This window comes from Mesorhizobium sp. ArgA1, from assembly GCF_053714375.1.
This window is the reverse complement of the sequence record NZ_JBSKBQ010000005.1, coordinates 14,174-40,269: the sequence shown is the minus strand read 5'-3', so window position 1 is coordinate 40,269 and position 26,096 is coordinate 14,174. Positions and strand designations below refer to the sequence as shown.

28 protein-coding genes, 1 tRNA gene and 1 pseudogene are annotated in these 26,096 nt (G+C 61.9%); 17 read left to right on the top strand and 13 right to left on the bottom strand.

What is annotated here, in order from left to right; all coding sequences use genetic code 11:
* Positions 1 to 96: 96 nt before the first annotated feature.
* On the top strand, positions 97 to 1,605 hold the full coding sequence (locus tag ACWGTI_RS14445; protein ID WP_454587740.1) for a peptidoglycan DD-metalloendopeptidase family protein: 1,509 nt from the start codon (positions 97 to 99) through the stop codon (positions 1,603 to 1,605).
* Positions 1,606 to 1,720: 115 nt separating this feature from the next.
* On the opposite strand, the gene ACWGTI_RS14440 is transcribed toward ACWGTI_RS14445, so the two are convergent.
* A complete protein-coding gene (locus ACWGTI_RS14440; protein WP_454587739.1) occupies positions 1,721 to 2,596 on the bottom strand; it encodes an ATP-binding protein in 876 nt (291 codons plus the stop codon).
* 269 nt (positions 2,597 to 2,865) lie between these two features.
* Between ACWGTI_RS14440 and yajC the strand changes: the two genes are divergently transcribed.
* The 7 genes from yajC (at position 2,866) to ACWGTI_RS14405 (ending at position 9,816) form a co-directional block, all read left to right on the top strand.
* Entirely contained in the window at positions 2,866 to 3,213 is a 348-nt protein-coding gene (gene yajC / locus ACWGTI_RS14435; RefSeq protein ID WP_454587738.1) for a preprotein translocase subunit YajC, read from the top strand.
* A gap of 112 nt (positions 3,214 to 3,325) precedes the next feature.
* Positions 3,326 to 4,369 carry a SecDF P1 head subdomain-containing protein gene (locus ACWGTI_RS14430; RefSeq protein ID WP_454587737.1) on the top strand — a complete coding sequence of 348 codons (1,044 nt, stop codon included), beginning with the start codon at positions 3,326 to 3,328 and terminating at the stop codon, positions 4,367 to 4,369.
* Between the two features lie 185 nt (positions 4,370 to 4,554).
* The gene (secDF, locus tag ACWGTI_RS14425) at positions 4,555 to 7,107 is read left to right on the top strand and encodes a protein translocase subunit SecDF (protein WP_454587736.1); all 2,553 of its coding nucleotides are present in this window, start codon (positions 4,555 to 4,557) and stop codon (positions 7,105 to 7,107) included.
* 11 nt (positions 7,108 to 7,118) lie between these two features.
* Positions 7,119 to 7,508: an Mth938-like domain-containing protein gene (locus ACWGTI_RS14420; RefSeq protein ID WP_454587735.1), complete on the top strand. Its 390-nt coding sequence runs from the start codon at positions 7,119 to 7,121 to the stop codon at positions 7,506 to 7,508.
* A gap of 25 nt (positions 7,509 to 7,533) precedes the next feature.
* Complete coding sequence (locus ACWGTI_RS14415; protein ID WP_454587955.1) at positions 7,534 to 8,355, top strand: phytoene/squalene synthase family protein; 822 nt, start codon at positions 7,534 to 7,536, stop codon at positions 8,353 to 8,355.
* Between the two features lie 76 nt (positions 8,356 to 8,431).
* Complete coding sequence (locus ACWGTI_RS14410) at positions 8,432 to 8,866, top strand: hypothetical protein (protein WP_454587734.1); 435 nt, start codon at positions 8,432 to 8,434, stop codon at positions 8,864 to 8,866.
* Entirely contained in the window at positions 8,866 to 9,816 is a 951-nt protein-coding gene (locus ACWGTI_RS14405) for a sterol desaturase family protein (protein ID WP_454587733.1), read from the top strand. Before ACWGTI_RS14410 ends, ACWGTI_RS14405 begins: the two co-directional genes overlap by 1 nt.
* A 16-nt stretch (positions 9,817 to 9,832) precedes the next feature.
* Here the strand turns inward: ACWGTI_RS14405 and ACWGTI_RS14400 are convergent, their stop codons facing one another.
* The 3 genes from ACWGTI_RS14400 to trmFO form a co-directional block, all read right to left on the bottom strand.
* Entirely contained in the window at positions 9,833 to 10,165 is a 333-nt protein-coding gene (locus tag ACWGTI_RS14400; RefSeq protein ID WP_454587732.1) for a type II toxin-antitoxin system RelE/ParE family toxin, read from the bottom strand.
* Positions 10,149 to 10,439, bottom strand: coding sequence for a type II toxin-antitoxin system ParD family antitoxin (locus ACWGTI_RS14395; RefSeq protein ID WP_454587731.1), 291 nt, complete (start codon positions 10,437 to 10,439; stop codon positions 10,149 to 10,151). Before ACWGTI_RS14395 ends, ACWGTI_RS14400 begins: the two co-directional genes overlap by 17 nt.
* 69 nt (positions 10,440 to 10,508) lie before the next feature.
* On the bottom strand, positions 10,509 to 11,918 hold the full coding sequence (trmFO, locus tag ACWGTI_RS14390; RefSeq protein ID WP_454587730.1) for a methylenetetrahydrofolate--tRNA-(uracil(54)-C(5))-methyltransferase (FADH(2)-oxidizing) TrmFO: 1,410 nt from the start codon (positions 11,916 to 11,918) through the stop codon (positions 10,509 to 10,511).
* 72 nt (positions 11,919 to 11,990) lie between these two features.
* On the opposite strand from trmFO, the pseudogene ACWGTI_RS14385 reads away from it, so the two are divergent.
* Positions 11,991 to 12,149: pseudogene (locus ACWGTI_RS14385) on the top strand (Rrf2 family transcriptional regulator); the annotation flags it as partial.
* Here ACWGTI_RS14385 and ACWGTI_RS14380 read toward each other — a convergent pair.
* The 3 genes from ACWGTI_RS14380 to ACWGTI_RS14370 form a co-directional block, all read right to left on the bottom strand.
* On the bottom strand, positions 12,135 to 13,163 hold the full coding sequence (locus ACWGTI_RS14380; protein ID WP_454587954.1) for a mechanosensitive ion channel family protein: 1,029 nt from the start codon (positions 13,161 to 13,163) through the stop codon (positions 12,135 to 12,137). The pseudogene ACWGTI_RS14385 and the gene ACWGTI_RS14380 sit on opposite strands and share 15 nt — an antisense overlap.
* Positions 13,164 to 13,233: 70 nt before the next feature.
* Positions 13,234 to 13,656: a cupin domain-containing protein gene (locus tag ACWGTI_RS14375; protein ID WP_454587729.1), complete on the bottom strand. Its 423-nt coding sequence runs from the start codon at positions 13,654 to 13,656 to the stop codon at positions 13,234 to 13,236.
* Between the two features lie 67 nt (positions 13,657 to 13,723).
* Positions 13,724 to 14,203, bottom strand: coding sequence for a carboxymuconolactone decarboxylase family protein (locus tag ACWGTI_RS14370; RefSeq protein WP_454587728.1), 480 nt, complete (start codon positions 14,201 to 14,203; stop codon positions 13,724 to 13,726).
* 128 nt (positions 14,204 to 14,331) lie between these two features.
* Between ACWGTI_RS14370 and ACWGTI_RS14365 the strand changes: the two genes are divergently transcribed.
* The gene (locus ACWGTI_RS14365; protein ID WP_454587727.1) at positions 14,332 to 15,231 is read left to right on the top strand and encodes a LysR substrate-binding domain-containing protein; all 900 of its coding nucleotides are present in this window, start codon (positions 14,332 to 14,334) and stop codon (positions 15,229 to 15,231) included.
* Between the two features lie 392 nt (positions 15,232 to 15,623).
* On the opposite strand, the gene ACWGTI_RS14360 is transcribed toward ACWGTI_RS14365, so the two are convergent.
* Together ACWGTI_RS14360 and ACWGTI_RS14355 are read right to left on the bottom strand one after the other, a co-directional pair.
* Positions 15,624 to 15,767, bottom strand: coding sequence for a DUF1127 domain-containing protein (locus ACWGTI_RS14360; RefSeq protein WP_142865062.1), 144 nt, complete (start codon positions 15,765 to 15,767; stop codon positions 15,624 to 15,626).
* 51 nt (positions 15,768 to 15,818) lie between these two features.
* A complete protein-coding gene (locus ACWGTI_RS14355; RefSeq protein WP_006335194.1) occupies positions 15,819 to 15,959 on the bottom strand; it encodes a DUF1127 domain-containing protein in 141 nt (46 codons plus the stop codon).
* A gap of 235 nt (positions 15,960 to 16,194) precedes the next feature.
* Between ACWGTI_RS14355 and ACWGTI_RS14350 the strand changes: the two genes are divergently transcribed.
* From ACWGTI_RS14350 to ACWGTI_RS14340, 3 genes are all read left to right on the top strand, one after another.
* On the top strand, positions 16,195 to 17,307 hold the full coding sequence (locus tag ACWGTI_RS14350) for a DUF2157 domain-containing protein (protein WP_454587726.1): 1,113 nt from the start codon (positions 16,195 to 16,197) through the stop codon (positions 17,305 to 17,307).
* The gene (locus ACWGTI_RS14345) at positions 17,304 to 17,888 is read left to right on the top strand and encodes a GDYXXLXY domain-containing protein (RefSeq protein ID WP_454587725.1); all 585 of its coding nucleotides are present in this window, start codon (positions 17,304 to 17,306) and stop codon (positions 17,886 to 17,888) included. Before ACWGTI_RS14350 ends, ACWGTI_RS14345 begins: the two co-directional genes overlap by 4 nt.
* A 77-nt stretch (positions 17,889 to 17,965) precedes the next feature.
* On the top strand, positions 17,966 to 19,414 hold the full coding sequence (locus ACWGTI_RS14340; RefSeq protein WP_454587724.1) for an aromatic amino acid lyase: 1,449 nt from the start codon (positions 17,966 to 17,968) through the stop codon (positions 19,412 to 19,414).
* Positions 19,415 to 19,514: 100 nt separating this feature from the next.
* On the opposite strand, the gene ACWGTI_RS14335 is transcribed toward ACWGTI_RS14340, so the two are convergent.
* Positions 19,515 to 19,597: transfer RNA gene (locus tag ACWGTI_RS14335), tRNA-Leu, on the bottom strand.
* 339 nt (positions 19,598 to 19,936) lie between these two features.
* On the opposite strand from ACWGTI_RS14335, the gene tig reads away from it, so the two are divergent.
* The 4 genes from tig (at position 19,937) to ACWGTI_RS14315 (ending at position 24,234) form a co-directional block, all read left to right on the top strand.
* Positions 19,937 to 21,412: a trigger factor gene (gene tig / locus ACWGTI_RS14330; protein ID WP_454587723.1), complete on the top strand. Its 1,476-nt coding sequence runs from the start codon at positions 19,937 to 19,939 to the stop codon at positions 21,410 to 21,412.
* A 263-nt stretch (positions 21,413 to 21,675) separates the two neighbouring features.
* Positions 21,676 to 22,056, top strand: coding sequence for a c-type cytochrome (locus ACWGTI_RS14325; RefSeq protein ID WP_454587722.1), 381 nt, complete (start codon positions 21,676 to 21,678; stop codon positions 22,054 to 22,056).
* Between the two features lie 48 nt (positions 22,057 to 22,104).
* Positions 22,105 to 23,037: a heme o synthase gene (gene cyoE / locus ACWGTI_RS14320; RefSeq protein WP_454587721.1), complete on the top strand. Its 933-nt coding sequence runs from the start codon at positions 22,105 to 22,107 to the stop codon at positions 23,035 to 23,037.
* 378 nt (positions 23,038 to 23,415) lie between these two features.
* Entirely contained in the window at positions 23,416 to 24,234 is an 819-nt protein-coding gene (locus ACWGTI_RS14315) for a DUF2189 domain-containing protein (protein WP_454587720.1), read from the top strand.
* A gap of 55 nt (positions 24,235 to 24,289) precedes the next feature.
* Here ACWGTI_RS14315 and ACWGTI_RS14310 read toward each other — a convergent pair whose 3' ends face one another.
* The 3 genes from ACWGTI_RS14310 to ACWGTI_RS14300 all read right to left on the bottom strand — a co-directional run bounded on the left by ACWGTI_RS14310 (position 24,290) and on the right by ACWGTI_RS14300 (position 26,090).
* Positions 24,290 to 24,763 carry an aminoacyl-tRNA deacylase gene (locus tag ACWGTI_RS14310; RefSeq protein ID WP_436260332.1) on the bottom strand — a complete coding sequence of 158 codons (474 nt, stop codon included), beginning with the start codon at positions 24,761 to 24,763 and terminating at the stop codon, positions 24,290 to 24,292.
* A 196-nt stretch (positions 24,764 to 24,959) separates the two neighbouring features.
* A complete protein-coding gene (locus ACWGTI_RS14305) occupies positions 24,960 to 25,358 on the bottom strand; it encodes a cytochrome C oxidase subunit IV family protein (protein ID WP_454574190.1) in 399 nt (132 codons plus the stop codon).
* A gap of 9 nt (positions 25,359 to 25,367) precedes the next feature.
* Positions 25,368 to 26,090, bottom strand: a complete 723-nt coding sequence (locus ACWGTI_RS14300) for a heme-copper oxidase subunit III family protein (protein WP_454587719.1) — start codon at positions 26,088 to 26,090, stop codon at positions 25,368 to 25,370.
* Between the last annotated feature and the right edge of the window lie 6 nt (positions 26,091 to 26,096).

Here is a 26,096-nt window from a genome sequence, read left to right as displayed (position 1 = left end):
GAAAATTTGCGTCTGATTCTATGGGGTTAACCCCCCAGTAACATTAACGCGCTTTAATCATGACCAGTGTGTACCGGGTCTGTGCGGGTTAGTGCGATGCAATTCAGTGTTTTGAAGGCAAACGGGCGTACTCTGTCGCGGGGTTGCGCTGTTCTTATGCTAGCCGGAGTGGCGGCGGGGTGTAGCTCCCAGGCCTCGCGGTTCAATGGTGTGGACGACGTCTTCACCTCTTCGACCAACAATCAGCGCGCCATTATCGACAAGCAGAGCACTGCGCAGCCCTATCCGGGCGATGTGGCGCCCGCACCGATCGCTGCAGCACCCGTAGATGGCAGCCATGCCCAGTCGGTCAGCCGTTCCAGCCTGGAACCGGTCACCGTCCAGCAACTGCCGCCGCCAAGCGAGCCGACGGCGGCGCCGATGCGCACCGCTTCCGCGCCGGCGCTTGCGCCTGCACCGCATGTCGACAGGACCATGACGACCGGCACCGTTCAGCCGGCAAGGCCGTTCAAGAATGCTGGTGAGTCCGATGCGACGAGACCGGCTGCTGCCGGCGCGCCGCATGCGACCGAGATCGTGGTCAGGGATGGGGAGACCATTTCCGGCATCGCCCAGCACTATCACGTGCCGGCCGATGTGATCATGAAGGTCAACGGCTTGAGCGCCACCAAGGGGCTGAAGACCGGCCAGAAACTGGTCATCCCGGCCTATGCCTATTCGAGCAAGGGGAGCGAGCCGAAAGTCGCCGACGGCAAGCCGACGAACGCTCCCAAGGCGCCGGCTCCCGAAAGGGTCGCCGTGCTGCCGCAGCAGCCGAAACTCAAGGACAGCAAATCCGCGGCGCAGGTGGACGCTTCGGCGGCCGCGAACAAGCCGAAGACCGACAAGCCGGCGCAGACGGCTGCGACCGCGCCGAAGGCAGGTGCCGGCACCTATACGGTCCAGTCAGGCGACACGATGTCCTCCATCGCCAGGAAGACCGGCGTCGGCGTCGTGGCGCTCAAGCAGGCCAACGGCATGAAGGACGGCCTGCTCAAGATCGGCCAGACGCTGAAGATTCCGGCCGGCGGCACGGCGACCGTCGCCAGCACCAAGCCGGCAAAGGTCGATCCGGTGACGACGGCCACCACCCAGCCGGCGGCAAAGCCGACGGAGACGCTCGCCACCTACACGCCGCCGAAGAAGGACGCCAAGGTCATCCAGCAGGCCGAGGACGAAGACGCCGTGGCGCCGGACGCCACCGGCATCGGCAAGATGCGCTGGCCGGTACGCGGCCGTGTCATCTCCAGTTTTGGCGGCGGCAAGGACGGTGTCGACATCGCCGTGCCAGAGGGGACGCCGGTCAAGGCGGCCGAGAACGGCGTCGTCATCTATGCCGGCGACGGCCTCAAGGAATTCGGCAACACGGTGCTGGTGCGCCATGAAAACGGTCTGGTCACAGTCTACGGCCATGCCAGTTCGATCGAGGTTCAGCGCGGCCAGAAGGTCAAGCGCGGCCAGGAAATCGCGCTGTCGGGCATGAGCGGCACCACCGACTCGCCGAAACTGCACTTCGAAGTGCGCAAGAACTCGGCCCCGGTCGATCCATCGGGCTATCTCGAATAGCCGAGCTGTCTCGAATAGAACAATAAACGATTGCAGGCCGTCTGACCTCCAGTCCGGCCCGCCGGCTCAGCCCGCTCCGCAAGGGGCGGGCTTTTTCAGCTTTGCCGGATCGACGTCAATCGTTGAGCGGCTTGCCGAGGCGGCCGGCCAGATCCTGGGTGAACTGCCAGGCGACACGGCCCGAGCGGCTGCCGCGCGTCGTCGCCCATTCCAGCGCCTCGGCGCGAAGTTGTTCCGGGTCAATGGTGAGCCCGTGATGGCTGGCATAGCCATTGATCATGTCGAGGTATTCGTCCTGCGAACATTTGTGGAAGCCGAGCCACAAGCCGAAACGATCGGACAGGGAAACCTTTTCCTCGACCGCTTCGGACGGATTGATGGCGGTCGAGCGCTCATTGTCGATCATATCGCGCGGCAACAGGTGCCGGCGGTTCGACGTCGCATAGAAGATGACGTTGGCCGGGCGGCCCTCGACGCCGCCTTCGAGGGCTGCCTTCAGCGACTTGTAGGACGTGTCGTCATGGTCGAATGAGAGATCGTCGCAAAACAGGATGAAGCGGAAGGGCGCCGCCTTCAACTGGCCCATCAGCCTGGGCAGCGTATCGATGTCCTCGCGGTGGATCTCGATCAGTTTGAGCGGCAGGTCGGATTTGGCTTTGGCATTGATCTCGGCATGCACGGCCTTGACCAGCGAGGATTTGCCCATGCCGCGCGCGCCCCACAACAACACGTTGTTGGCGGCGTGGCCGGCGGCGAAGCGCTCGGTGTTTTCGACCAGAATGTCGCGCACGCGATCGACGCCGCGGATCAGGCCGATGTCGACGCGGTTGACCTTGCGCACCGGTTCGAGATAGCCGGGATCGGCCTGCCAGACGAAGCAGTCGGCCACGGCAAGATCGGTATGCGGCACTGTTGGCGGGGCGAGGCGGGTGACCGCCTCGATCAGGCGGTCGAGCTTTTCGTTCAGGGCCTCGATGGTGCTGTCGGTCATGTCTCAGTCTTTTGTTTGTCCTGCACGAACGTGCGGGCCGGAAATCGTCCCGATCCGGGCGAGATAGAAACGGTTCCAAGCTTTTGTTTGAGCATGATCTTTTGCGAAAACCACGCCCGCTATCCGGGAGCATGCTCTAACACGGGTCAACCCGTCGGAAAAGCAGCCGAAAGCCGGGCCGTCCAGTTGCATTGGCAACTTTACCCACTATATTCCGGCCAAATTTGGCGAGGCCGCCTTATGGCCTTCTTCGTAACCAGGAGTTCTTGATGTTCGTCACACCGGCATACGCCCAAGCCACCGGAACTCCGCTTGGTCCGTTCGGGGATATCGGCATGATACTCCCGTTCGTGCTGATCTTTGTGATCATGTATTTCCTCATCATCCGGCCGCAGCGTGCTCAGCTGAAGAAGCGCCAGGAGATGATCGCGGCAATTCGCCGTGGCGACACGGTCATCACCGGCGGCGGCTTTGTCGGCAAGGTGACCAAGGTGATCGACGACCATGAGCTCGAGATCGACCTTGGCGGCGGCACCAAGGTGACGGCGCTGCGCTCGACGATCGCCGATGTGCGGGTCAAGGGCGAGCCGGTGGCAAACCAGAACGCCAAGAAGTAAGCCCAGAACAGAACCGGATTTTAGGGCAGGATATACCAGCAACGGGCAACGCCATATGCGGTTTTCGCGCCTTACGAAGATCCTGATCTGGCTGGCGGTTGCGATCGTGGTGGTGTTCGGCGTGCTGCTTGGCGCGCGCTCCCTGAAGCCGGCCGGCACGCTCGACGATCTTCTTGCCTGGCTGCCCAAGCGGCACGCGAGCTTTGAGCAGCTGGGCGGTTCGCAGTTGCTGCTCGAGGTGGACAAGGACGAGCTGATCAAGTCTCGTCTCGAGACGGTGCTTGCCGACATTCGCACGCTGCTGCGCGACGCTCGGGTTGGTTACAAGGGGCTTGGTCAGTCGGACCGCGAGGCACATCTCGAGATTAGAGATCCAGCACAAGTCGATGCCGCCAAGGCGGCCCTGAAGATATTCACCGATCCGGTCGCCGGGGATAATCCGGTCAAGGAGATGCTGCTTGATGAGCCGGAACCAGGACTGCTCAGGCTCACGCTGACGGATGAGGGCGTGAAGCTGCGGACGTCGATGGCGTTGGCGCAATCGATGGAAATTATCGAACGCCGGGTCAGCGACGGCGTCGGCGTTGAACCGATCTTAAAGCCCCAGGGCAGTGACCGCATCCTGGTTCAGGTGCCCGGCTTGCAGACGCCAGCTCGGCTTATCGCCATTCTTGGGAAGCCCGGCAATTTGACCTTCCAGATGGTCGATACGACGATGTCGGTACAGGACGCCGTCAATGGCCGCCCTCCGGCAGGCTCCTCGGTGCTTTATTCGCAGGATGATCCGCCGGTTCCGTATCTGGTCGAAAACCGCGTCATTGTTTCCGGCGACAGCATCGTCAATGCCCAGGCGGCCTACAGCTCAGCCATGAATGAGCCGGTTGTATCGTTCACCTTCGACTCCAAGGGCAAGGCGCGTTTCGCCCAGGCGACTTCACAGAATGTCGGTAGGCCCTTTGCAATAATCCTCGACGATCACGTGATTTCGGCGCCCATTATCCGCGAACCTATCCTTGGCGGCTCCGGTCAGATATCTGGCAACTTCACCAAGGAGAGCGCGAACGATCTAGCCCTGCTTCTGCGTTCGGGTCCGATGCCGGCAACGCTCAATATAGTCGAGGTACGCACGATAGCGCCGGGCGGCGTTCAGAATTAGAATAGGGCTGGACATCAACCAATTGCCGCGGAAACCGATCCGGCGGCAGCGCCAAATTGACCTTGTCGCGCTCGACAATCGACGATGTGCAGGTTAAGGGCGAGCCAGCGGCGAACCAGAACGCCAAGAAATAACCGAATTGTCGGCGGAACGATCCGCCGTTACGCCCTGACGGACAACGCCATATGCTTTATTTTTCGCGCGTGAAGATGATCCTGATCTGGCTGGCCGTGGCCGCCACGTTCATCCTTGCCGCGCCCAATCTGTTTCCTGCCAGCACATTGGCGCAATTGCCGAGCTGGGTGCCGAAGCGGCAGATGACGCTCGGTCTCGACTTGCAGGGCGGGTCACACATCCTCTTGCAGATGGATCAGAACGATCTGGTCAAGGCGCAGCTGGAGACGACGCGCGACGAAATCCGCACGCTGCTGCGCGATGCCAAGGTCGGATATACCGGCCTTGGCGGAACCGGCAGGACCGTGCAGGTGCGCATCACCGACCCGGCCCAGATCGATGCCGCCAAGACGGCACTGCAGCCGCTGACGGCTCCTGTTGCCGCCGGCCTGTTCACCGGTGGCTCCATCCAGGAAATGTCGCTGGACGATTCCGAAGCCGGCCTGCTCAAATTCACCGTCACCGACGCCGGCATCAAATACCGCACCTCGGCCGCATTGGCGCAATCGATCGAAGTCGTCGAGCGTCGCGTCAACGAACTCGGCACCACCGAGCCGATCGTGCAGCGGCAGGGCGACGACCGTGTGCTCGTCCAGGTGCCTGGCTTGCAGGATCCGCAAAGGCTGAAGGAGATCATCGGCCAGACCGCCAAGATGACCTTCCAGATGGTCGATACGTCGATGTCGGTCCAGGATGCGCTGAATGGGCGCCCGCCGGCAGGCTCGTCGGTGCTTTATTCGCAGGACGATCCGCCTGTTCCGTATCTGGTCGAGAACCGGGTCATCGTTTCGGGCGAGGATCTCGCCAAGGCGACGGCAACCTACAACTCGCAGACCAACGAGCCGGTTGTTTCGTTCACCTTCAATTCGCGCGGCGCGACCCGGTTCGGCCAGGCGACGCAGCAGAATGTCGGCAAGCCATTCGCCATCATCCTCGACAACCAGGTGATTTCGGCGCCGGTGATCCGCGAACCGATCCTCGGCGGCAGCGGCCAGATATCAGGCAATTTCACTGCCGAAAGCGCCAACGACCTCGCGGTGCTGCTGCGCGCCGGCGCGCTGCCGGCAAAGCTCACTGTGATCGAAGAACGCACCGTGGGCCCGGGCCTCGGCCAGGATTCGATCCATGCCGGCAAGGTCGCCGGCATCATCGGCTCCATTCTCGTCGTCGCCTTCATGTTCGTGGCTTATGGCTTCCTTGGCTTCCTCGCCAATATTGCGCTCGCCGTCCATGTGGCGATGATCGTCGGGCTTTTGTCGCTGCTTGGCGCGACGCTGACCTTGCCCGGTATTGCCGGTATCGTGCTGACCATCGGTATGGCGGTCGATTCCAACGTGCTGATCTATGAGCGCATCCGCGAGGAGCGACGGCTTGGCCGCTCGGTGATCCAGGCGATCGACACCGGCTTCACCAAAGCGCTGGCCACGATCGTCGATTCCAACGTGACGTCGCTGATCGCCACCGTGGTGCTGTTTTATCTCGGCACTGGTCCGGTCAAGGGTTTTGCCATCACATATGCGATCGGCATCCTGACCACGGTCTTCACCGCCTTCACCTTCACCCGTCTGCTGGTGTCGATCTGGCTGCGCCGCGCCCGTCCGAAGGAATTGCCGCGCGCGCCGGTGACCTTCATCCCGCCGGGCACGAAAATCCCGTTCATGGGTATTCGCCGCTGGACATTCGCGTTGTCGAGCGCGTTGTCGATCCTGTCGGTCGTCGGCTTCCTGACCCTTGGCATCAACTACGGCATCGACTTCAAGGGCGGTTCGATCATCGAGGTGCAGTCCAAGTCCGGCGACGCAAATCTTGGCGATATCAGAAGCCGGCTGTCGGAACTCAACATCGGCGAGGTGCAGGTGCAGCAGTTCGGCGCGCCCAATGATGTTCTGATCCGCGTCGGCACCCAGGATGGCGGCGAGAACGCCGAGCAGACGGTCATCGACAAGGTGCGCGGCGAGCTGCAGGATACCTATGATTTCCGTCGCGTCGAAGTGGTGGGGCCGACGGTTTCCGGCGAACTGGCCAAGCAAGGTACTCTCGCCATGCTGATCGCGCTGATCGGTATCCTGGTCTATGTCTGGTTCCGCTTCGAATGGCAGTTCGCCGTGGGCGCCATCGTGGCGACGGTGCATGATGTGGTGATGACGCTGGGCTTCTTCGTCATCAGTGGGCTCGAGTTCAACCAGTCGTCGCTGGCGGCGATCCTGACCATCATCGGCTATTCGCTGAACGATACGATCGTCGTCTACGACCGCGTCCGCGAGGATCTGAGGAAATACAAGAAGATGCCGCTGCCGCAATTGCTGAACAACGCCATCAACGAGACGCTGTCAAGGACGACGCTGACCTCGGTGACGACGACGCTAGCGCTGCTGGCGCTGGTGCTGTTCGGGGGCGAGGTGATCCGCTCGTTTACCCTAGCGATGCTCTTCGGTGTCGTCTTCGGCACCTATTCGTCAATCTTCATTGCAGCTCCCTTGCTGATCCTGTTCAGGCTGCGGCCGCAGGCCACGACCGCCGATGAGGAAAAGCCGATGGGTGGCGGCAAGGCTGTGGCGACCTGACGGCCACTCCGGTGGCAAAAGGCATCGTCATTCGCGAAGCGCATTTCCCCGGACGCGCGCCGATCGAGGCCTATGGCAATGGCGGTTTCCGCTTCGCCGACATGTCCCATCGCGGCTCGCTTTTGTGCCTGCCGTCCGGCATCCATGGCTGGGACCCGGCCGATCCGCTGGCGCTGACGGCGGCGGATTTCAACCTGCTGCTGGCCGAGGCCAACAAGGTCGAGATCCTGCTGGTCGGCACCGGCAAGGATTTGCGGCCCTTGCCGGCAGCACTTCGGGCGACCCTGAAAGCGGCCGGCATCGCCTCCGACCCGATGTCGACAGGAGCGGCGGTGCGGACCTACAATGTGCTGCTTGCCGAAGACCGCGCCGTGGCTGCGGCGCTCATCGCCGTCGACTGACGTGACCGGCGCCGCCAACATCGTCATGGAGGCGGTGCGCGCCGGCGACCATGACCGCTATCTCAGTGCACTCTACGCACCGGCCGACAAGCGCGAAGCCTTGTTCTCGCTGTACGCCTTCAATGCCGAGATCGCATCGGTTCGCGATCGCATCCATGAGGCGTTGCCGGGCGAAGTGCGGCTGCAATGGTGGCGCGACGTCATCGCCACTGAGGCAGCAGTCTCCGGCAACCCGCTTGCCGACGCGTTGAAGGCGACTATCTCCGCCCATGGGCTGCCGAAAGCTGCTTTCGACAACATGCTCGAAGCCCGCATCTTCGACCTCTACGACGATCCGATGCCGTCGCGTACCGATCTCGAAGGCTATTGCGGCGAGACGGCGGCGGCGCTGATCCAACTGGCGGCAATGGTGCTTGATCCCGTCGAGGCGCCGCGTTTTGCCGAACTGGCGGGCAGGGCCGGCTGCGCCCAGGCGATGACAGGCCTGTTGCTGCTGTTGCCGCTGCATCGCCGGCGCGGCCAATGCTTCGTGCCGGCCGATATTCTGGCGGCGGCGGGCTCGTCGCCGGAAGAGTTTGTCAGCGGCGATGGCGGACCAGGTGCTGCGCGGGCGGTGGCCGCGATGGTCGCGTTGGCGCAGGAGCATCTCGGCGCTTTTGAGCAAGGCGCGTCGACCCTGCCGGACACGCTGCGCCCGGCATTTCTGCCGCTCGCCTTGACCTGTGCCTATCTCGCCAAGATGGCGGGCGGCCGTAGCGCACCGCTAGCGGCCACAGCACGGCTTTCGGCTCTGCGCCGGCACTGGCTGCTCTTCAGGCGCGCGACGCGCGGCTGGCCGACCATTTGACGTAAACGTCACTCGTGCTAGGACTCCGTTGGACTGAAATTGCCGCCGAAGACGCGGCCGGTCCGGAGGAGATCCCATGAGCCTGCCTGTGCTGGTCGGCCTCGTCACTGTCGGCATTGCGCTGTCGGTGCTTGCCGTGCATTTCACGGGCGGCAGCAAGATTGCGACGCTAGCTGGAGCGGATCAGGCGCTCGGCCGCTTTGCCGATGATTTTCCCGAAGAGAAGGCCGCTGCAGTGCGTCTGACGGGGGATGGCAGGACGGCATTCCTCGATCTCGGTCCAGCGCGCAGCGGCATCGTCCACAGCGTTGGCGACTGCTTCTTGACGCGCATCGTCACGCCGCATGACATCCTGACTCTTGACCTCGACGAAGCCGGAGTGATCTCGCTCAGACTCGCCGACTTCACCTGGAAGGGCGGGCGGTTCGCCTTTGCCGACAAAGCCGACGCCAGTGCCGTTGCCGAGACGCTCGGGCTGCGCAATCCAGATCTTGCCAGGGAGGCGGCGTGATGGACGACTACAATTTCCCGCAAGTGACGCAGCTTGCCATTCCATTCTTCGTAGCCGCCATCCTGATCGAGCTCTGGCTGGTGCGCACCGGCCGCGCCAAGGGATCCTTCGAAACGCGCGACACGCTGACCAGCCTGATGATGGGCGCCGGCAATGTCGTTGCCGGCCTATTGCTCGGCGTCGTCTCCTATTGGGCGTTGCTGTGGCTGTGGCAGTTCCGCTTCTTCAATCTCGGCCTGTCGGTCTGGGTGTTCCTGGCGGCCTTCCTGCTCGATGATCTGCGTTACTATGTCTACCACCGCATCGCTCACCGGGTGCGCTGGGTGTGGGCCGAGCACGTCAACCACCATTCCAGCCAGCACTACAATCTATCGACGGCGCTCCGGCAAAGCTGGACCGGGCTGTTCACTTTCATGTTCGTTTTGCAGGCGCCGTTGGTGCTGCTCGGCTTTCATCCGGCGGTCATTGCCTTCACCTTCGGCTTCAATCTGGTCTGGCAGTTCTGGATCCACACTGAGGCGATCGGCAAGATGTGGGGCTGGTTCGAATTCATCTTCAACACGCCTTCGCATCACCGCGTCCACCACGCCACCAATCCGCGCTATCTCGACGCCAACTATGCCGGCACGCTGATCATCTGGGACCGCATGTTCGGCACTTTTGTCGAAGAGCTGGAAGAGGACCGGCCACGCTATGGCATCGTGAAAAATCTCGGCACCTTCAATCCGCTGAAAGTGGCGTTCCACGAATGGATCGGCATGTTCCGGGATGCCTTCGCGCCGAGGCTGACGCTCAGCGACCGCGTCAACTATCTGCTCAAGCCGCCGGGCTGGAGCCATGACGGGTCGCGCGAGACGTCGGAAAGCCTGAAAGCCGCCTATGTCAGGCGGAATCCGAGCGAGGCGGGCATGCCGGGGTTGCCGGGAGTGGCAGCGGAGCCGGCGGAGTAGCTACCCGATTACAACGCTACGATGGATCGCTCGAACCGCCGTCGCGCATGAAGGTCTCGTAGTCGCGACCACCATAGAAAATGTTGACTATGCGGATGAGATCGTCGGCGATGACATAGACAATGACCGCCGAGTGCTCAAAAGGGACCATTCGCAAACCCGGTGCTATATCATCGCGGGAGCGACCGCCCCGTGGTGCGTTGCCGATACTCTGGCAGCGGTCTTCGATGCGTAAGGTGAACTTGAGCGCGACGTCTGGACTTCCGCCAGCGTCGACAATATGTCGGAAAATCTCTGCCAGATCGTTCCTGGCGCTTTCGCCATATTCAATCTCAAGCCGCTGAATCATCGCTGCGGCTCGAATACTGAGCGGCGAGCTCCCGAAGATGACCGCGAACTTTTTCCCCGGAATAGCCAGGCCTGGTGTCTTCGATCGATGCCTTCACTCGCGCCCGGATCGACGCCAGGCGCTCCGCGTACTCTTCCTCTTCGCGCTGGAACGCGCGGAGTGCTGCACGGATGACTTCGCTGGCCGAGCCGAAAGAACCATCCTCGACCTTTTCGCGGATCATGCGCGCCATGGCCGGCGTGACGGTGACGGAGAGTTTTTCGGCGGATTCCATGGAATGAGCCCTAATACGGAAAGTAGGATAATATCCCACTGAGTGCCTGAGGTCCAGTCGAACGCAGGACTACTCAGCCGCCTCGGCTCGCGCCGGTAAGCCCAGCCATTGCCGGCAATCCACCAGCGCACGCGAGGTGATGGCGTGGCGCTTGGCAACCGTCTTGTCCTTGCCGCGCGGGCGCTTGCCTTCGGTCTTCGGCGCTTCCACCGGCGGGAAGAGGCCGAAATTGACGTTCATCGGCTGGAAGGAGCGTTTGCCGGGCTCGTCGTCGGAGACGATGTGGCCGCCGGTAATGTGGTTGAGCAGGGCGCCGAAGGCGGTGGTGAGCGGTGGCAGCGAGGGCGCATGGCCGAGCCGCTCGGCGGCGGCGAAACGGCCGGCGAGCAGGCCGATGGCGGCGCTCTCGACATAACCCTCGCAGCCGGTGATCTGGCCGGCAAAGCGCAGGCCGGGCCGCGACTTCAGCTGCAGCGAGGCGTCGAGCAGGGTCGGCGAATTGATATAGGTGTTGCGGTGCAGGCCGCCGAGGCGGGCGAAATCGGCGTTTTCCAGTCCCGGTATGGTGCGGAAGACGCGCACCTGTTCGGCATGCTTCAGCTTGGTCTGGAAACCGACCATGTTGTAGAGCGTGCCCAGCGCGTTGTCCTGACGCAACTGCGCGACCGCATAGGCCTTGACCGTCGGATTGTGGGCATTGGTCAGCCCCATCGGCTTCATCGGTCCGTAGCGCAGCGTCTCGACGCCACGCTCGGCCATGATCTCGATCGGCAGGCAGCCGTCGAAATAGGGCGTGCCTTCCCATTGCTTGAACTCGGTTTTCTGGCCGTCGACCAGTGCCTGCACAAAGGCGAGATACTGCTCCTTGTCCATCGGGCAGTTGATGTAGTCCTTGCCGGTGCCGCCAGGTCCGACCTTGTCGTAACGCGACTGGAACCAGCAAATGTCCATGTCGATCGTGTCGAAATGGATGATCGGGGCGATGGCGTCGAAGAAGGCCAGCGCATCGGCGCCGGTTGCCTCGGCAATCGACTGGGCAAGCGAAGGCGCGGTCAGCGGGCCGGTGGCGATGATCGCCTGGTCCCATTCCGCCGGCGGCAGGCCGGGCACTTCCTCTCGCTGGATGGTGATCAGCGGGTGCGCTTCGAGCTTCTTCGTCACCGCTTCGGAGAAGCCGTCACGGTCGACGGCCAGCGCGCCGCCGGCCGGCACCTGATTGGCGTCGCCGGCGCTCATGATCAGCGAGCCGGCGAGCCGCATTTCGGCATGCAGCAGGCCGACGGCGTTGTTGTCGGCATCGTCGGAGCGGAAGGAGTTGGAGCAGACGAGTTCCGCCAATCCGTCGGTCTTGTGGGCATCGGTGCCGCGCACCGGGCGCATTTCGTGCAACACGACCGGCACGCCGGCTTCAGCCGCCTGCCATGCGGCTTCGGAACCGGCGAGGCCGCCGCCGACGATGTGGATGGGATTTTTGCTCATGAGCGCCGGAATAATCGCTTGGGCCGGCGATTGCAATTGCCGGGTGGGTTTTGGGCCGTTGTGAACCCACCGCGCCCGCGCCGGATGTCGCGCATCATGTGGGAAGCCGACGAGGCCTGGCGTGCAAAATTGCGCAGCGTCAGGCTTTCCGACCTCACCGCTGCCCGGGCGCAGGAGATCCCGGAAGACCTCTGGAGGAACAGCTTCGAATGGGCGCTAGAACGCGCCGGACGAACGCGAACGTGTGGCAGTCTTCGGTGGCAGGCTGTTCATCGCGGACATTATGCCGGCATAACTTTGCGGCGGCATCGCAAGCGACAGACCGTTCGCCTCGCAGTGGCTGTGGACAAGGTCGATCACTTCATTCCTGGCCGGTATGCGGTCACTCAGGCTTGCTACGCAGAAGAGCAGGTCAATCCCGATGGCCGTGGCATCGATGTCCTTGAGTGCGACGAGCGGTGCCGGCTCTTGGGCAACCCGCTTGCAGTTCCGGAGCACCGCAGACATGGCCCCCTCGATGAAGTGTGGTGCGCGCGTGGCCGCAATCCGTACAGTCAAGGTCATCATCAGCATGGGGTCGGGGCGGCTGACGTTGGTCAAGCTGAGCTTCGCCAACACACTGTTGGGGACGACGACGATGTTGTAGGCAGCCGTCAGCAGATGCGTGGAGCGCCAGTTTGTTTCGACGACGCGTCCTTCCGTGCCGTCGCCCAGCATGATCCAGTCACCAAGAGTGTAAGGCCGCCCCAGCGTCAGCGCGATGCCGGAGAAGGCGTCACCAAGGGTGTTTTGCAGCGCAAGGCCGCCAATGATCGCAACCACGCCCGACGTTGCCGTCAGCGTTCCGATGGGCGCTCCGAAGACGAAGCCTATTATCGATAGCGTCACGCCGAGATAGATGACAGCAACGACCAGATCCTGAAGCATGCGCGCTTCTCGCGGCCGGTGTTCGAGGACGATGTAGAGGCGCACAAAGCCGACGAGCGTCCAGGCGAGGTGCATCCACCAGAGGACGCGCGCGGACCTCGCCAAAAACGCTGCCACACCTTGCAGGTCTGTCTCCGCCACCCGGTACGGCAGGATACCGTAGAGGCAAAGCACCGCGGTCATGCCGGCGAAGAACATGATCTGGACGATCAGGCGCGCCATCGGACGCCCACGACCCTGGAAATACCACACGACGATCCCGGCAAGGCCAAGAATGTTGATCAGGACCAGAGCCAGGAAGTGATGATCGCCAAACATGGACACCGAGGAGGATCTCTGAGCTTGCTGGCCCGGCCGGACGCCAAGACGGCGTCCGGCCCTGTCCGGCCTACTTGACGGGATAAGTCAGTTCTTTCTGAGCGGTATCGACCACGAAGACGGCCAGCAGCTTTGCCGGTTCCGTCTCGCTGCCGTTCTCGCTCACGCTGTGGCGATCGCCCGGCAGCTCCGAAAAGCTCTCTCCGGCCTTGTAGACCGTGGCCGGGCCGTCATTGACCTGGCTGCGGATGGAGCCTTCCAGAACCGTCGCATAGATGAAGGCCGAGCTTGGATGCGTGTGCGCCTCCGAGTAGCCGCCGGGGCCATATTCGACCAGGATGCCCTTGATGCTCTTGCCGGGAACATTCGGCAGTTCATGCTCATAGACGAGCGTGACCTTGGCGGCCTTCTCGCCGGAGCGGGTCTCGGCGGCTGAGGCGGGGCCGGCCAATGATGCGCTCGCGATGAGGGCAGCGACGATTAGCTTGATCATTTCGAAACTCCTTTTTGATCTCCGTTTGCGGCCGGGCGCCGCACCGATTGATGCCTGAGGAAGGGGTTTAGTTCAGGCCGGCCTTGTCGAGGCCATAGAACTTGTCCGCGGAGCCGGGCACGGCCTTGAAGGCGACGCTGAGGCGGTTCCAGGCATTGATGTTCGTGATCGAGAAGGTCAGGTCGGAGATTTCCTTTTCCGACAGCTGCCCGCGCACACGCTCATAGATTTCGTCCGGAATACCGCCTTCGGGAAGGTTGGTGACGGCTTCGGTCCAGGCAAGCGCCGCGCGTTCACGGGGAATGAAAAGGGTCGATTCCCGCCAGACAGCGACATGGTAAAGCCGCAGCTCGCTCTCGCCGTGGATCTTTGCTTCCTTGACATGCATGTCGAGGCAGAAGGCGCACCCATTGATCTGCGATGCCCGGATATGGACGAGATCGCGGATTTTCTCCTCGATGGCGCCCTGTGCCTCCGCCATGCTGAGGTCGGAAAGTTTCTTGAACAGCTCGGGCGATTGTTGGGCTGCGTTCAGGCGCTGGGTCATTGCTTGTCCCTTTTTGAGGATATTTTATGTCCTTAAGGACGATTAATATCCATAATAACTGGACAGTAAAGCACCGCGCACATAGGATGCGAACATAAGGCTTATGCCGAAATGGAATGAGGGCAAGGATGGACGTGGTATCGGCATTGCGGGCGTTCCTGCGGGTGGCGCAGACAAAGTCCTTTTCCGCCGCCGCGATTGACCTCAATCTGACGCAGCCGGCCGTATCCCGGCAGATTTCCGCGCTGGAGGCGCGTCTGAAGACGCGCCTTCTGCATCGCACGACGAGCGCACTTGCCCTGACGGTCGAGGGTGAAAAGATGCTGCCGATGGCGCTGCGCGTCATCGAAGCGGTCGAAGCGCTGAGCGAAGCCGGCGGTGCAGAAGGCGCAACCGTGTCTGGAAAAGTGCGGCTTAGCCTGCCCACGCCGCTCGGGTTGTTTATCGGCGACCGCCTGACAGGGCTGCTGGAGAGCCATCCATTCCTTGCCGTCGACCTGATCTTGCGGGAAGAACCGTCAGATCTGGTCGCCGATGCCATCGATCTCGAGGTACGCCTCGGGCCGGTCGGAGACAGCAGCCTGATCTGTCGCCGGATCGGCTGGACGACCGCCTTTCTCGTCGCCTCGCCCTGTTACCTCAAGGGACGGGATCCACCGCAAGCGCCGCAAGACATCAGGGATCATCGCTGCATTTGTTACAGCCGCGCCGGCGACGGCCGGTCATGGTCGTTCTCCGACGGGGCGGATGATATGGTTCTGCGGATTGAGCCCCGCCTGGTCGCCAACAATTCAATGGCTGTCCATCGGGCAGCGCTGGCAGGGGCCGGGCTTGCAGTGCTGCCCCATATCCTGGCCGGCCCGGACATCGAAGCCGGCAGGCTGGTCAAGGTGATGCCGGATTTCCCGCCGACGCGGCTGCCGATCAACGTCGTCTATCCATCGCGCAAGAACATACCGCCACGGGTTGCAACGGTGCTCGACTTTCTTGTCCAGTCCGTCCGCGACGATGCTTTGATGGCGGCATAGGCGCCTTGGTCGACTGCTTGCTCAGCTGAAAGCCTGCCCGGAAACAACAACACCCGCCGGGGGAGGAGGTCCGGCGGGTGTCGTTTTGGGGGCCGATCCTCGGGAGGAGTGGGGATCGGCCGTATTCGTCATCGCCGGGGAGGAGGTCGGCTTTGACGAAATTCAGTTCGCCGGATCAAGGGGGGGCGAAACCCCTGGGGAGACGAACCTCGTTCGCTTCGGAAAGACGAACTTCGTTCGCTTTCGAGACGAACTGCGTTCGCTCGGGGAACAGCGCCCGCCGCGGGAGGAGGTGCGGCGGGCGCCGTTTTGGTGGTCAACCCTTGGGAGGAGGTAAGGGTTGGCCGTATTCGTCAGGGTCGGGGAGGAGGTCGACCCTGGCGAAATTCTTGTTAAATCGTCGCCTTGCGGGCGATGATCTTGATCTCGTCGCGGACGATGCCGAGATCGTGGAGCTGGCGGTTCGAAAGGCGACCCAGCTCGGTAACGGTGTCGCGGTAAACGCGCCAGTTACGGTAGTTGCGGATCAGGTTCATTGTCGTTCTCTTTTTCAAAACTGGTTCGGACCATTTGCGGCCCGAAGAGGATTAGACCGCCTTGCGGGCGACGTAGTGGATGTCGCTGCGGCTGATGCCGAGGTCGGTCAGTTCACGGTTCGACAGGCGGCTCAGCTCGGAGACGGTGTCCCGGTAGCGGCGCCAGTTGCGGTAGTTGCGGATCAGGTTCATGGTAGTGCTCGTTTCGTCTTTCGTACGGATCATTCCGTTTGTGTACGAACAGAAAGTAGGTGTGATCATATCGATTTAAAAGCGCTATTGGCGCATGGCAGCAATGCAAATTGTGCAATGCAACATTAACGCGCGTTCACGGCTTCGACATAAAGAAACCAGAATCGGAAAATGTCGTAGCGTCAGCGGTTTGACTGGATCGGCTGACATCAGGCTGAACTTGGGGGAGACGACGATGGCGAGCTATTCGTCACGGGTCAGGGCGGATATCGGGCGTTGGCAGCAGGCCGGCCTGATCGATACGCCGACGGCCGATGCGCTGACGCGCGATATCGAGGCAAACGAACGCAAGTCGCCAAGCTTCGGCACCATATTGGCGATGATGGCCGCACTCCTGTTCGGCGCCGCGATCCTGCTCTTCGTCGCCTCTAACTGGGAAGCAATCCCGCGGCTGGTGCGCGTCGCAGCCCTGTTTGCCGTCATTCTCGCCGGCTATGTCGGCGGTGCGGTGTTGAAGACGCGGGACCACGCGGCGATCGGCGAGGCGCTGTGGATCGTTGCCGCCGCGGCTTTTGGCGGATCGATCGCGCTGATCGGCCAGATGTATCATCTCACGGGTGACGAGGCCTCGGCCATCGTCACCTGGGGCATCGGCACGGCATTAGCAGCGGTGGCGTTGCGCTCGAACCCGCTGACCGTCGCTGCCGTCGGCATTGCCATTGCCTGGCTCTTCGTGCGGGCATTCAACTTTTACGAACGGGCTGAATTTCTCAATTTCTTCGTCATCATGGCACTGGCAATGTTCGTCGTCTCGTTCTGGACGCGCAGCCAATCGGCCCGGCACCTGATCCTGATTTCGTTCGTTTTCTATATCGCGGCGCGCCGCATCGACCACAACACGCTCCAATGGGCCATCCCGCTGGTCGTGGTTTCGGCGCTGCTTTTCGCGGCCGGCATCTTCGCTGCCGGGCCGGCTGACAGGATCTTCCAGCTCGGCGGGCGGTTGCCGCTGCATGCCTTGATCGGTTTCCTGACCGGGCTTGCGGCCATCCAGGTCGATCTGGGCGATCACTATAGCTTCAACAGCGGCTTTGCCGTCGCCTCAGTCGTGGCATTGGCCGGGATTGTCGCGGCGATCATGCTGGGGGGGCGCGAGAGCAGGGGCCTGCGTTGGGTCGCCTATGCCGGCTTTGCCTTCGAACTCGCCATTATCTACGTGGTGACCTTGCAGTCGATGCTCGATACGGCCGGCTTCTTCCTCGCCGCCGCGGTGCTGTTCGGCATCCTGGCCCTCGTTATCATCCGCGTGGAAAAGCGCATGAAGGCCCCGGAAGGAGCTGCAGCATGATGTCGGGCAAGAAACTTGTCATCTCGGCGCTGGTGCTGGCGCTGCTCCAGATCGGCTTTTTGAGCTGGATCATCGCTGGCCGCGCGGCGATCCTGCGCAACGGCAGGCAAGTCTTGCTGAAGATCGAACCGGTCGATCCGCGCGATCTGCTACGTGGCGACTACATCATCCTCGGCTACGAAATATCGCGCTTGCCGGTGAAGCTGATAGCCAACATTCCGGCCGGCCAGCGCACGAGCGAGAGCACGCCGATCGTGGTCCGGCTGAAACCGGGCGCCGATGGCTACTGGCATGCGACAACGGCCTGGTTCGGCAAGGCGCCGACGCCGCCGGCCGCCGACGAAGCCGATATTGTCGGCCAGGTCGCGCCGGGCTGGACGCTTGACGACCCCGAGGCGACGATCGCGCCGCAATACGGTATCGACCGCTTTTATCTGCCGGAAGGCAAGGGCATGGAGATCCAGAACGACATGCGAGTGCGGCCGTTCGGGGTGCACATCGCTCTCGCCGCCAATGGCGAGGCGCAGATCAAGGCGCTGATGGACGGCGACAAGACATTGTTCGAGGAACCGCTCTACTAGATAAGACGTCACTCAGGGCATGGATTTCGGTAAACATCGATCGCTTCGCCCAACTGTAACAGAACCGGCGAAGAACCATGACCATTACGCTGACGACGCGCGACGACATCAATCTCGACGCGGTCTTCCGTGTCGCGTGGAAAAACGACACGGTTCAAATCAGCGACAAAGCGTTGCTGCGCATAGCGGAATGCCGCGCTTCATTTCTGAAACTCATCGAATCCGATCCGCCGCCGGTCATCTATGGCGTCACCACCGCCATGGGCGAGCTGGCGAGCCGCAAGCTCGAACGTGACGAGCGCGACCGTCATGCGCGCATCAAGGCATATGCTGCCGCCACTTCCTTCGGCGAGCCGCTGCCGGACCGTGTCGTCAGGGCGATCGTGCTTGCACGGCTGACCAATTTCATCGAAGGCAACGCCGCCACCACGCCGCGCATCGCGCAGGCCGTCGCCGCGATGCTCGACGGCGGACCGATGCCGGTGGTGCCGTCGCGGGGGCAGGGCGGCGCCGGCGAGATCCTGGCGCTCTATCCGTTGTTTGCCGGGCTTACCGCTGGCCTGGAGCTCGAAGTGAAGGAGCGGGGTTCGCTGATCAACGGCTCGCCTTGCGCGGCGGCGCTGGTGGCGGACGCGGCGCTGGCGGCGCGCCGCCGCATCGACATGGCGCACAAGGTGTTTGCGCTGTCGATCGAAGCGTTTCGCGCGCCGCTCGAGCATTATGATGCAGCGCTCGACAGGCTCTGGAGCGACGAACACGAAGCGGCGGCCCTGCGCGGATTGCGGCAGTTTCTGGTCGGCGCCGGCGATGGGCGGCGCAATTATCAGGCGCCGGTCAGCTACCGCATCGTGCCACGCGTGATCGGCCATGCGCATCGCGCGCTGGCAGGCGCCGAGCAGGCGGCCACCGTGTCGCTGGCTTCGATATCGGACAATCCGGTCTACATTCCACCTGACGACGCGCATCCGCTGGGACGCTGCATTTCCACCGGCGGCTATCACAACGCCATGGCGACGCCGGCACTCGACGATCTGGCGGCGATCTGGGCTGATCTGTGCCTGCTCTGCGACCGCCACGCCTCCAAACTTCTGAACGGCAAGGTGTCGCTGCTGCCGGACCTGTTGATGACAGGGCGGCACTGGGCCGACAGCGACGGCCACGGCAATGTCGGCTACGTGCCGATGGCGATCACCGGCTATCTCGAACAGGCCAAGCTTGCGGCGCAACGCACCTTCATTCCGGGAACTGAGTCGGCCGGCGCCGGCCAGGACGACGTCGCCACCACGGCGTTCTTCGCCTGGACCAAGGAGGCGACCGCCGGCCGCTGCCTCGACGCGGCGATGGCGATGCTGGCCATGATCGCCTCGCAGGCGCTGTATGTGACCGAACGCACCGCACCGCCGGCCCTGCAGGGCTTTGTCGCCGATATCAGGAAGATCGTGCCGCCCGTCGAGGCCGACCGCGTGCTGGGGCCTGAACTGGCGAAGCTGGCGGAGTGGTTTACGGGGCAGTTGTTTGAAGTATAGGGCGTCGCGCCGGTCCTCCTACGCCAAGGCTTCGGAGGACACCCTTCGCTCTATCAAGCTCCCGGGTGGCCTGCCACCCGAAGCTCGATAGAGCGAAGGGTGGTGCGGGTAGAGGGACTCGAACCCCCACGATCTCTCGCCAGAACCTAAATCTGGTGCGTCTACCAATTCCGCCATACCCGCGCCGGCCGGCAATCCCATGTAGCCATCATTCTGTCAATGTCGGAGCGAAAATGGCGGTCATCCGCTGCAACGCGAAGATGGTTGAAAATTGGCCTCGCCTGTGACAAAAGGCGTGTCAAATGTGACGGGACGCGCCGATCCGCTTCTGCAGAATGTGATAAGAAGTAGGAAAAACAAGAACTTATTCACATCTTGGAACGCAGTTTGGAAGAATTTGAGCCGTAATTTCGGTCAAATCGCCAGGTTCCGTACCAAAAGCCATTCCCGGCAAGATTGTACCGGCAGGCTGTGAACGGCAGAGGCCGTGGCAGTCTCATTGGTGAAGATAAAGGTTTTACGATGCAGGTCACCGAAACGCTCAACTCCGGTCTCAAGCGCGAGATCAAGATCACCGTGCCGGCCGGTGATATGGAAGCCAAGCTGATGGCGCGGCTGTCCGACGCCAGGGACAAGGTCCGCATCAACGGCTTCCGCCCCGGCAAGGTGCCGGTCCAGCACCTGCGCAAGGTCTACGGCAAGTCGTTCATGGCCGAAGTGGTCAACGAGATCCTCAACGATTCGACCCGTTCGATCATCACCGGCCGCGGCGAGAAAGCCGCCATGCAGCCTGAAGTGATCATGACCGAGGACGAGAAAGAGGCCGAGAAGATCCTGGCCGGCGGCGCCGACTTCGAATTCCGCCTCAACTATGAGGTCATCCCGGCGATCGAGATCAAGGACTTCTCCGACATCAAGGTGACGCGCCAGGTGTTCGAAGTGCCGGACTCAGAAATCGACGAGCAGGTCCAGCGCGTTGCCGAATCGGCGCGCAGCTTCGAGCCGAAGACCGGCAAGGCGGCCGAGGGCGACCGCGTTTCGATCGACTATGTCGGCAAGATCGACGGCGAGGCTTTTGCCGGCGGCGCCGGCACCGACCAGCCGCTGGTTCTGGGCTCCAAGGAATTCATCCCGGGTTTTGAGGACCAGCTGGTCGGCTCCAAGGCCGGCGACGAGAAGCAGGTCACGGTCACCTTCCCGGAAAACTACCAGGCGGCGCATCTGGCCGGCAAGGAAGCCACCTTCGACGTCACCGTCAAGGAAGTGTCCAAGCCCGGCGCGCTGGAAATCAATGACGAGATGGCCAAGAATCTCGGCCTGGAATCGCTGGAGCGCCTGCGTGACGTGGTGCGCGGCCAGATCGAGAACCAGTTCGGTTCGATGACCCGCCAGAAGGTCAAGCGCCAGCTGCTCGACCAGCTTGACGCGGCCTATTCGTTCGAGGCGCCGTCGAAGCTCGTCGATGCCGAGTTCAACAACATCTGGACCCAGGTCAACCGCGATCTCGAAGCCGCCGGCCGTACCTTCGCCGACGAAGAGACGACGGAAGAAGAGGCACGCGCCGAATATCTGCGGCTTGCCGAGCGCCGCGTGCGCCTCGGCCTGGTTCTGGCCGAGATCGGCGAGAAGGCCGGCGTCACCGTTTCGGACGAGGAATTGCAGCGCGGCCTGTTCGAGCAGGTGCGCCGCTACCCGGCCAACCAGCAGCAGGAAGCCTTCGAGTTCTACCGCAGCAACCCGGAAGCGCTGAACACGTTGCGCGCGCCGATGTTCGAGGAGAAGGTCGTCGACCATCTGCTCGGCCAGATCTCGGTCACCGACGTCAAGGTCAGCAAGGAAGAGCTGATGGCTGACGACGAGGAGGCCGACACCGCCAAAGCCAAGCCGGCCAAGAAGGCCGCTGCCAAGAAGGCCGACAAGGCTGAAAAGGCCGACGACGCGGAAGAGCCAAAGAAGAAGGCTGCGCCGAAGAAGAAGGCCGCCAAGGACGCTGAATAAGCGCCTGACGACAAAATCAGAAAAGGCCGCCCTTGAGGCGGCCTTTTTCGTTGTGGCGGACGTGCCTTTGAGCCACCGCAGACCACCTAAACCTTTGTACGGTCGACATGTTCTACCTGCCGGCCAGATTCTGTGGTAGGTAGGTTCTGCAATTCCATTTGGGGGAAGAGTGAGAATCCGTTCTACCGTGCAACGCGCATGCTGGCGGTATCGGTATGCGCAGATCGTTTCGGGCAAATTTTGACGATCAGGGAGGAAATGCCATGCGCTTTGTTGCGTTTTTCGCTGTCGTGTCTGTTGCAACCTTCATCGCCAATCCATCGCGGGCACAGGATGCTGCGGCAGGCGAGAAGGTCTTTACCAAATGCAAGGTCTGCCACGTCGCAGACCAAGACACGAACAAGATCGGTCCTTCGTTGCACGGCGTTCTCGGCCGGACGGCCGGCACGCATCCGGATTTCAAATATTCTGAAGCCATGATCGCTGCCGGGGCATCCGGCGTCAAATGGGATGAACCGACGCTGACCACGTACCTTCACGATCCCAAGGCCATGGTCAAAGGGACGAAGATGGCGTTTCCCGGCCTCAAGAAGGACGAGGACATCGCCAACGTCATCGCCTACCTGAAGCAATTTTCCAAGTAGCTTGGCTTTTCGGCCGGCCAGGCTGCCGTTTTCCATTGGTCATCTCAAATGTCGGTCAAGGAAAGCCTCAAGGAAACCGGCGTCCGCATCTCGGAAGCGTCGGCCGGTGATTTCTTTGCGCTCTTGAAGCCGCGGGTCATGGCGCTTGCCGTCTTTACTGCTTTCGTCGGTCTGATGGTGGCGCCCGGCGCGATGAACCCGGTCATCGCCTTGATTGCAATCGGCTCGATTGCGACCGGAGCGGGAGCGGCCGGGGCCCTCAACATGTGGTACGACTCAGACATCGACGCGCTGATGTCGCGTACGTCAAAGCGGCCGGTTCCGTCGGGCCGCGTCACGCCGGGCGAAGCCCTCGGCTTCGGCCTGGTGCTTTCTGCGTTTTCGGTCATGACGCTCGGCGTGCTGGTGGGATGGCTTGCCGCGTCGCTGCTCGCCTTCACCATCTTCTTCTACGTCGTCATCTACACGATGTGGCTGAAGCGATCGACGCCGCAGAACATCGTCATCGGCGGCGCGGCGGGTGCCCTTCCGCCGATGATTGGCTGGGCGGCCGCCACTGGCACCATCGGCATTGAAAGCCTCATCCTGTTCCTGATCATTTTCCTGTGGACGCCGCCGCATTTCTGGGCGCTCGCGCTGTTCAAGGCCGGCGACTACGCCGCTGCCGGCATCCCGATGATGCCGAACGTGGCCGGCCAGGCCTCGACCAGAAGGCAGATCTTCGCCTATTCACTGCTCCTGGCACCAATCGGCGTGCTGCCTTGGGCGTTCGGGCTCACGAGCGCGTTCTATGGAATTGTTTCGGCTGCGTTGGGCGCGGGTTTCATCTGGCACGCCTGGAGGGCCTTGGTCATCCCCGACAAGGAGATGAAGCCGGCAAAGGCGCTGTTTGCCTATTCGATTTTCTATCTTTTCGCGATCTTTGCCATGTTGCTTGCCGACACAATCGCGATGCGCGCGTTCATCTCAGCCGGAGGTTGACGGCATAACCGCCGATCTTGGAACACTTGCCGGATCGAGACGACAGGTGGGTGATCGCTGCACCGAAAACGTTGCATATCAGGATCGGGTCACGATGGCAGAGCACAGAATCCCAGGATCAGCAGAGCGACGACGCCAAGGCCGAGTAGCAGAATGGTTTTTCTGTCCATGACCGACACCTTCGATTTGAGAGGATATCGAAGAAAGGTCTCAAGAGCCAGCGCATGACCTTGCGAGCCTTTGTGACAAAAGGGCGACAAGTTCCAGGCAATCGAGTATGTTGATTTCGGTGCAGGTCGCGGTTTTGCGTGGCCAGTCATGCAGAACGGCAGCACCGTGAAACCGCGACCTTGCCGGACCTGGTCTGGAGGAACGGGCATGACAAGTTTTCACGTGATTGCAGGCGCCAGCGAAACGCTGGAACACACCAAAATTCGAAAAATCGGTATTTCTGATCTTCTCGATGCGCTCAAGCGCGGGGTTGACGATTTCATGGTCAAACCGTCGCACATCGTTTTTCTTTGCCTGATCTATCCGCTTGTCGGCGTCGTGCTCGCGGCCTGGACTTCGGGCGCCAATGCGTTGCCGTTGTTGTTTCCGCTGGTGTCCGGCTTTGCGCTGATCGGTCCATTCGCGGCGATCGGCCTCTATGAGATCAGCCGCAGACGAGAAGCCGGGCTCGACACCTCCTGGAGGCACGCTTTCGAGGTCAGGAATTCTCCGGCCCTGCCAGCCATCGCGGCGGTCGGGATCATGCTGGTTGCGATCTTCATCGCCTGGCTTTTGACGGCGCAGGTTTTCTACCAATATCTCTTCGGCCCGGCTCCGCCGGAATCGATATCCGGCTTCATCAATGAAATCTTCGCCACCGGACGCGGTTGGTCTCTGATTATCATGGGGCACGCCATCGGCTTCGTCTTCGCCGCGGTGGTGTTGTGCACAACGGTCGTCGCCTTCCCATTGTTACTCGACCGCGACGTAGGCGCCTACGAAGCCATCCACACCTCGGTGCGAGCGGTGCTGGCAAACCCGATCCCCATGGCTGTCTGGGGACTGATTGTCGCCGTCGCCCTGATCATCGGCTCGCTGCCGGTGTTTGCCGGGCTGGCGGTCGTGCTGCCAATCCTTGGTCATGCCACGTGGCATGTCTACCGCAAGGTCGTGGAATCGCCGGCGCCGGTCAGGCCGACGAGTTGACGATATCCGGCTGGGGCTGCACCAGCGAGAGTGCTGGTGCAGGCGGTTGATTTTTTCAGTAGGCAGCGTGGCTGAAGCGGGCGTGACGTGCGTCCATGGTCAGGTTGCGGAAATCCTTGCCGCTCACATGCACCAGCGTCCTGTGGTCACCGCCCTCGAAATAGATGTCGGCGGCTTCGCCGAGGCTGTCGTCGAGGATCACCGGGACATCATAGGCCGCGCCGATCGGTGGAATGGCGCCGGTGTCACAATCGCCGAAGAGTGAGACCACCTCGTCTTCGGAGGCGAGTCCTAGACGCCTGTCCATGACGTCCTGCAGTGTACCGAGCTCGATTCTATGCGTGCTTGGGACCACGGCCAGCGCATAACCGAGTTCGTGGTGAACGACCACCGATTTGGCCATCATGCTGCCGGGCACATGCGCGGCAATGGCGGACTGCCTGCTCGTCGATGTGCGATGATGGGCGACGGTGTCGTAGGAAATTCCTCTCCCGTCAATGTAGTCCTTCAGTCTGTTTGCGATCGTCATCTTCGGCCTCCCTGCTGGAGTTCGCGGCGCATTGGAAACGAAGGCAATCATTCTCCTCCGATCGTTTCCGATAATAGCAAGATGGATCAGCCGCCGCTTGTTTCAAGGCAGCAGCAGCTCGACCTGGATCGCAGTCAGGATCCTGCGGTTCCTGACTGGAAATGCCGCGGGCGAAGCCTCAAATCCGGATTGCGCGTCAAGGCCCGGCCCCGAAAAACGACATCCGGGTGAGAAGCGTGTAATCCGCTTCGAAGAGCATCATCGCCACGAACACTAGTATCAGAACCGGCGGCAGGATGATCGCATATGCCAGCGCCAGCCGCTCCCAGGCCATGTGCATGAACACGGCCACGATCAGCCCCGCCTTGAGGATCATGAAGATCAGGATAAGCGACCACCTGAGATAGCCGTGAATGCCTAGATAGTCGACCATGTAGGAGCAAGCGCTGAGGATGAACAGCCACGCCCAGACCACCAGATAGAGCTTGATCGGGTGTTCCTGATGAACCTCCGCGACGCCGGTCGCTGGCGCGTCATGCGCATGACCAGCGTGCAGTGCGGGTTGCCCCAGGCCGTTTGCGGTTGCTTCAGCCATGTCAGCCTCTCACCAAAGATAGAAGAATGCGAAAATGAACACCCAGACCAGGTCGACGAAATGCCAGTAGAGCCCCATGATTTCGACGTTCTCGTAGCGACCCCTGCGGCTGGTGAAGAAACCGGGACGTCCGACGTCGTAATCACCACGCCAGACCTTGCGCGCCACGATGATGAGGAAGATCACCCCGATCGTCACATGCGTGCCGTGGAAGCCGGTGATCATGAAGAAAGTCGAACCGAACTGTGCCGCGCCCCAGGGATTGCCCCAGGGCCGTACCCCTTCGGTGATCAGCTTGGTCCATTCGAAGGCTTGCATGCCGACGAAGGTCGCGCCGAGCGCCGCGGTCAGAAGCATGAGGATTGCCGTTTTGCGGCGGTCGCGGCGATAGCCGAAATTGACGGCCATGGCCATCGTTCCGCTGCTCGAGATCAGCACGAAGGTCATGATGGCGATAAGGATCAATGGAATGTCCGAACCGCCGATACGAAGCGCAAAGACCTCGCTCGGATTGGGCCACGGCACGCGCGTGGAGATGCGAGCGGTCATGTAGGAGAGCAGGAAGCAGCCGAAGATGAAGGTGTCGCTGAGCAGGAAGATCCACATCATGGCCTTGCCCCAGGACACGTTCTTGAACGCGCGCTGATCCGAGGACCAGTCGGCGGCGATGCCATGCCATCCCGCCGGCCGCGGCTCCGTCTGGCTGGTATGCGTCAGGCTCGTCTCAGCCATGCTCTC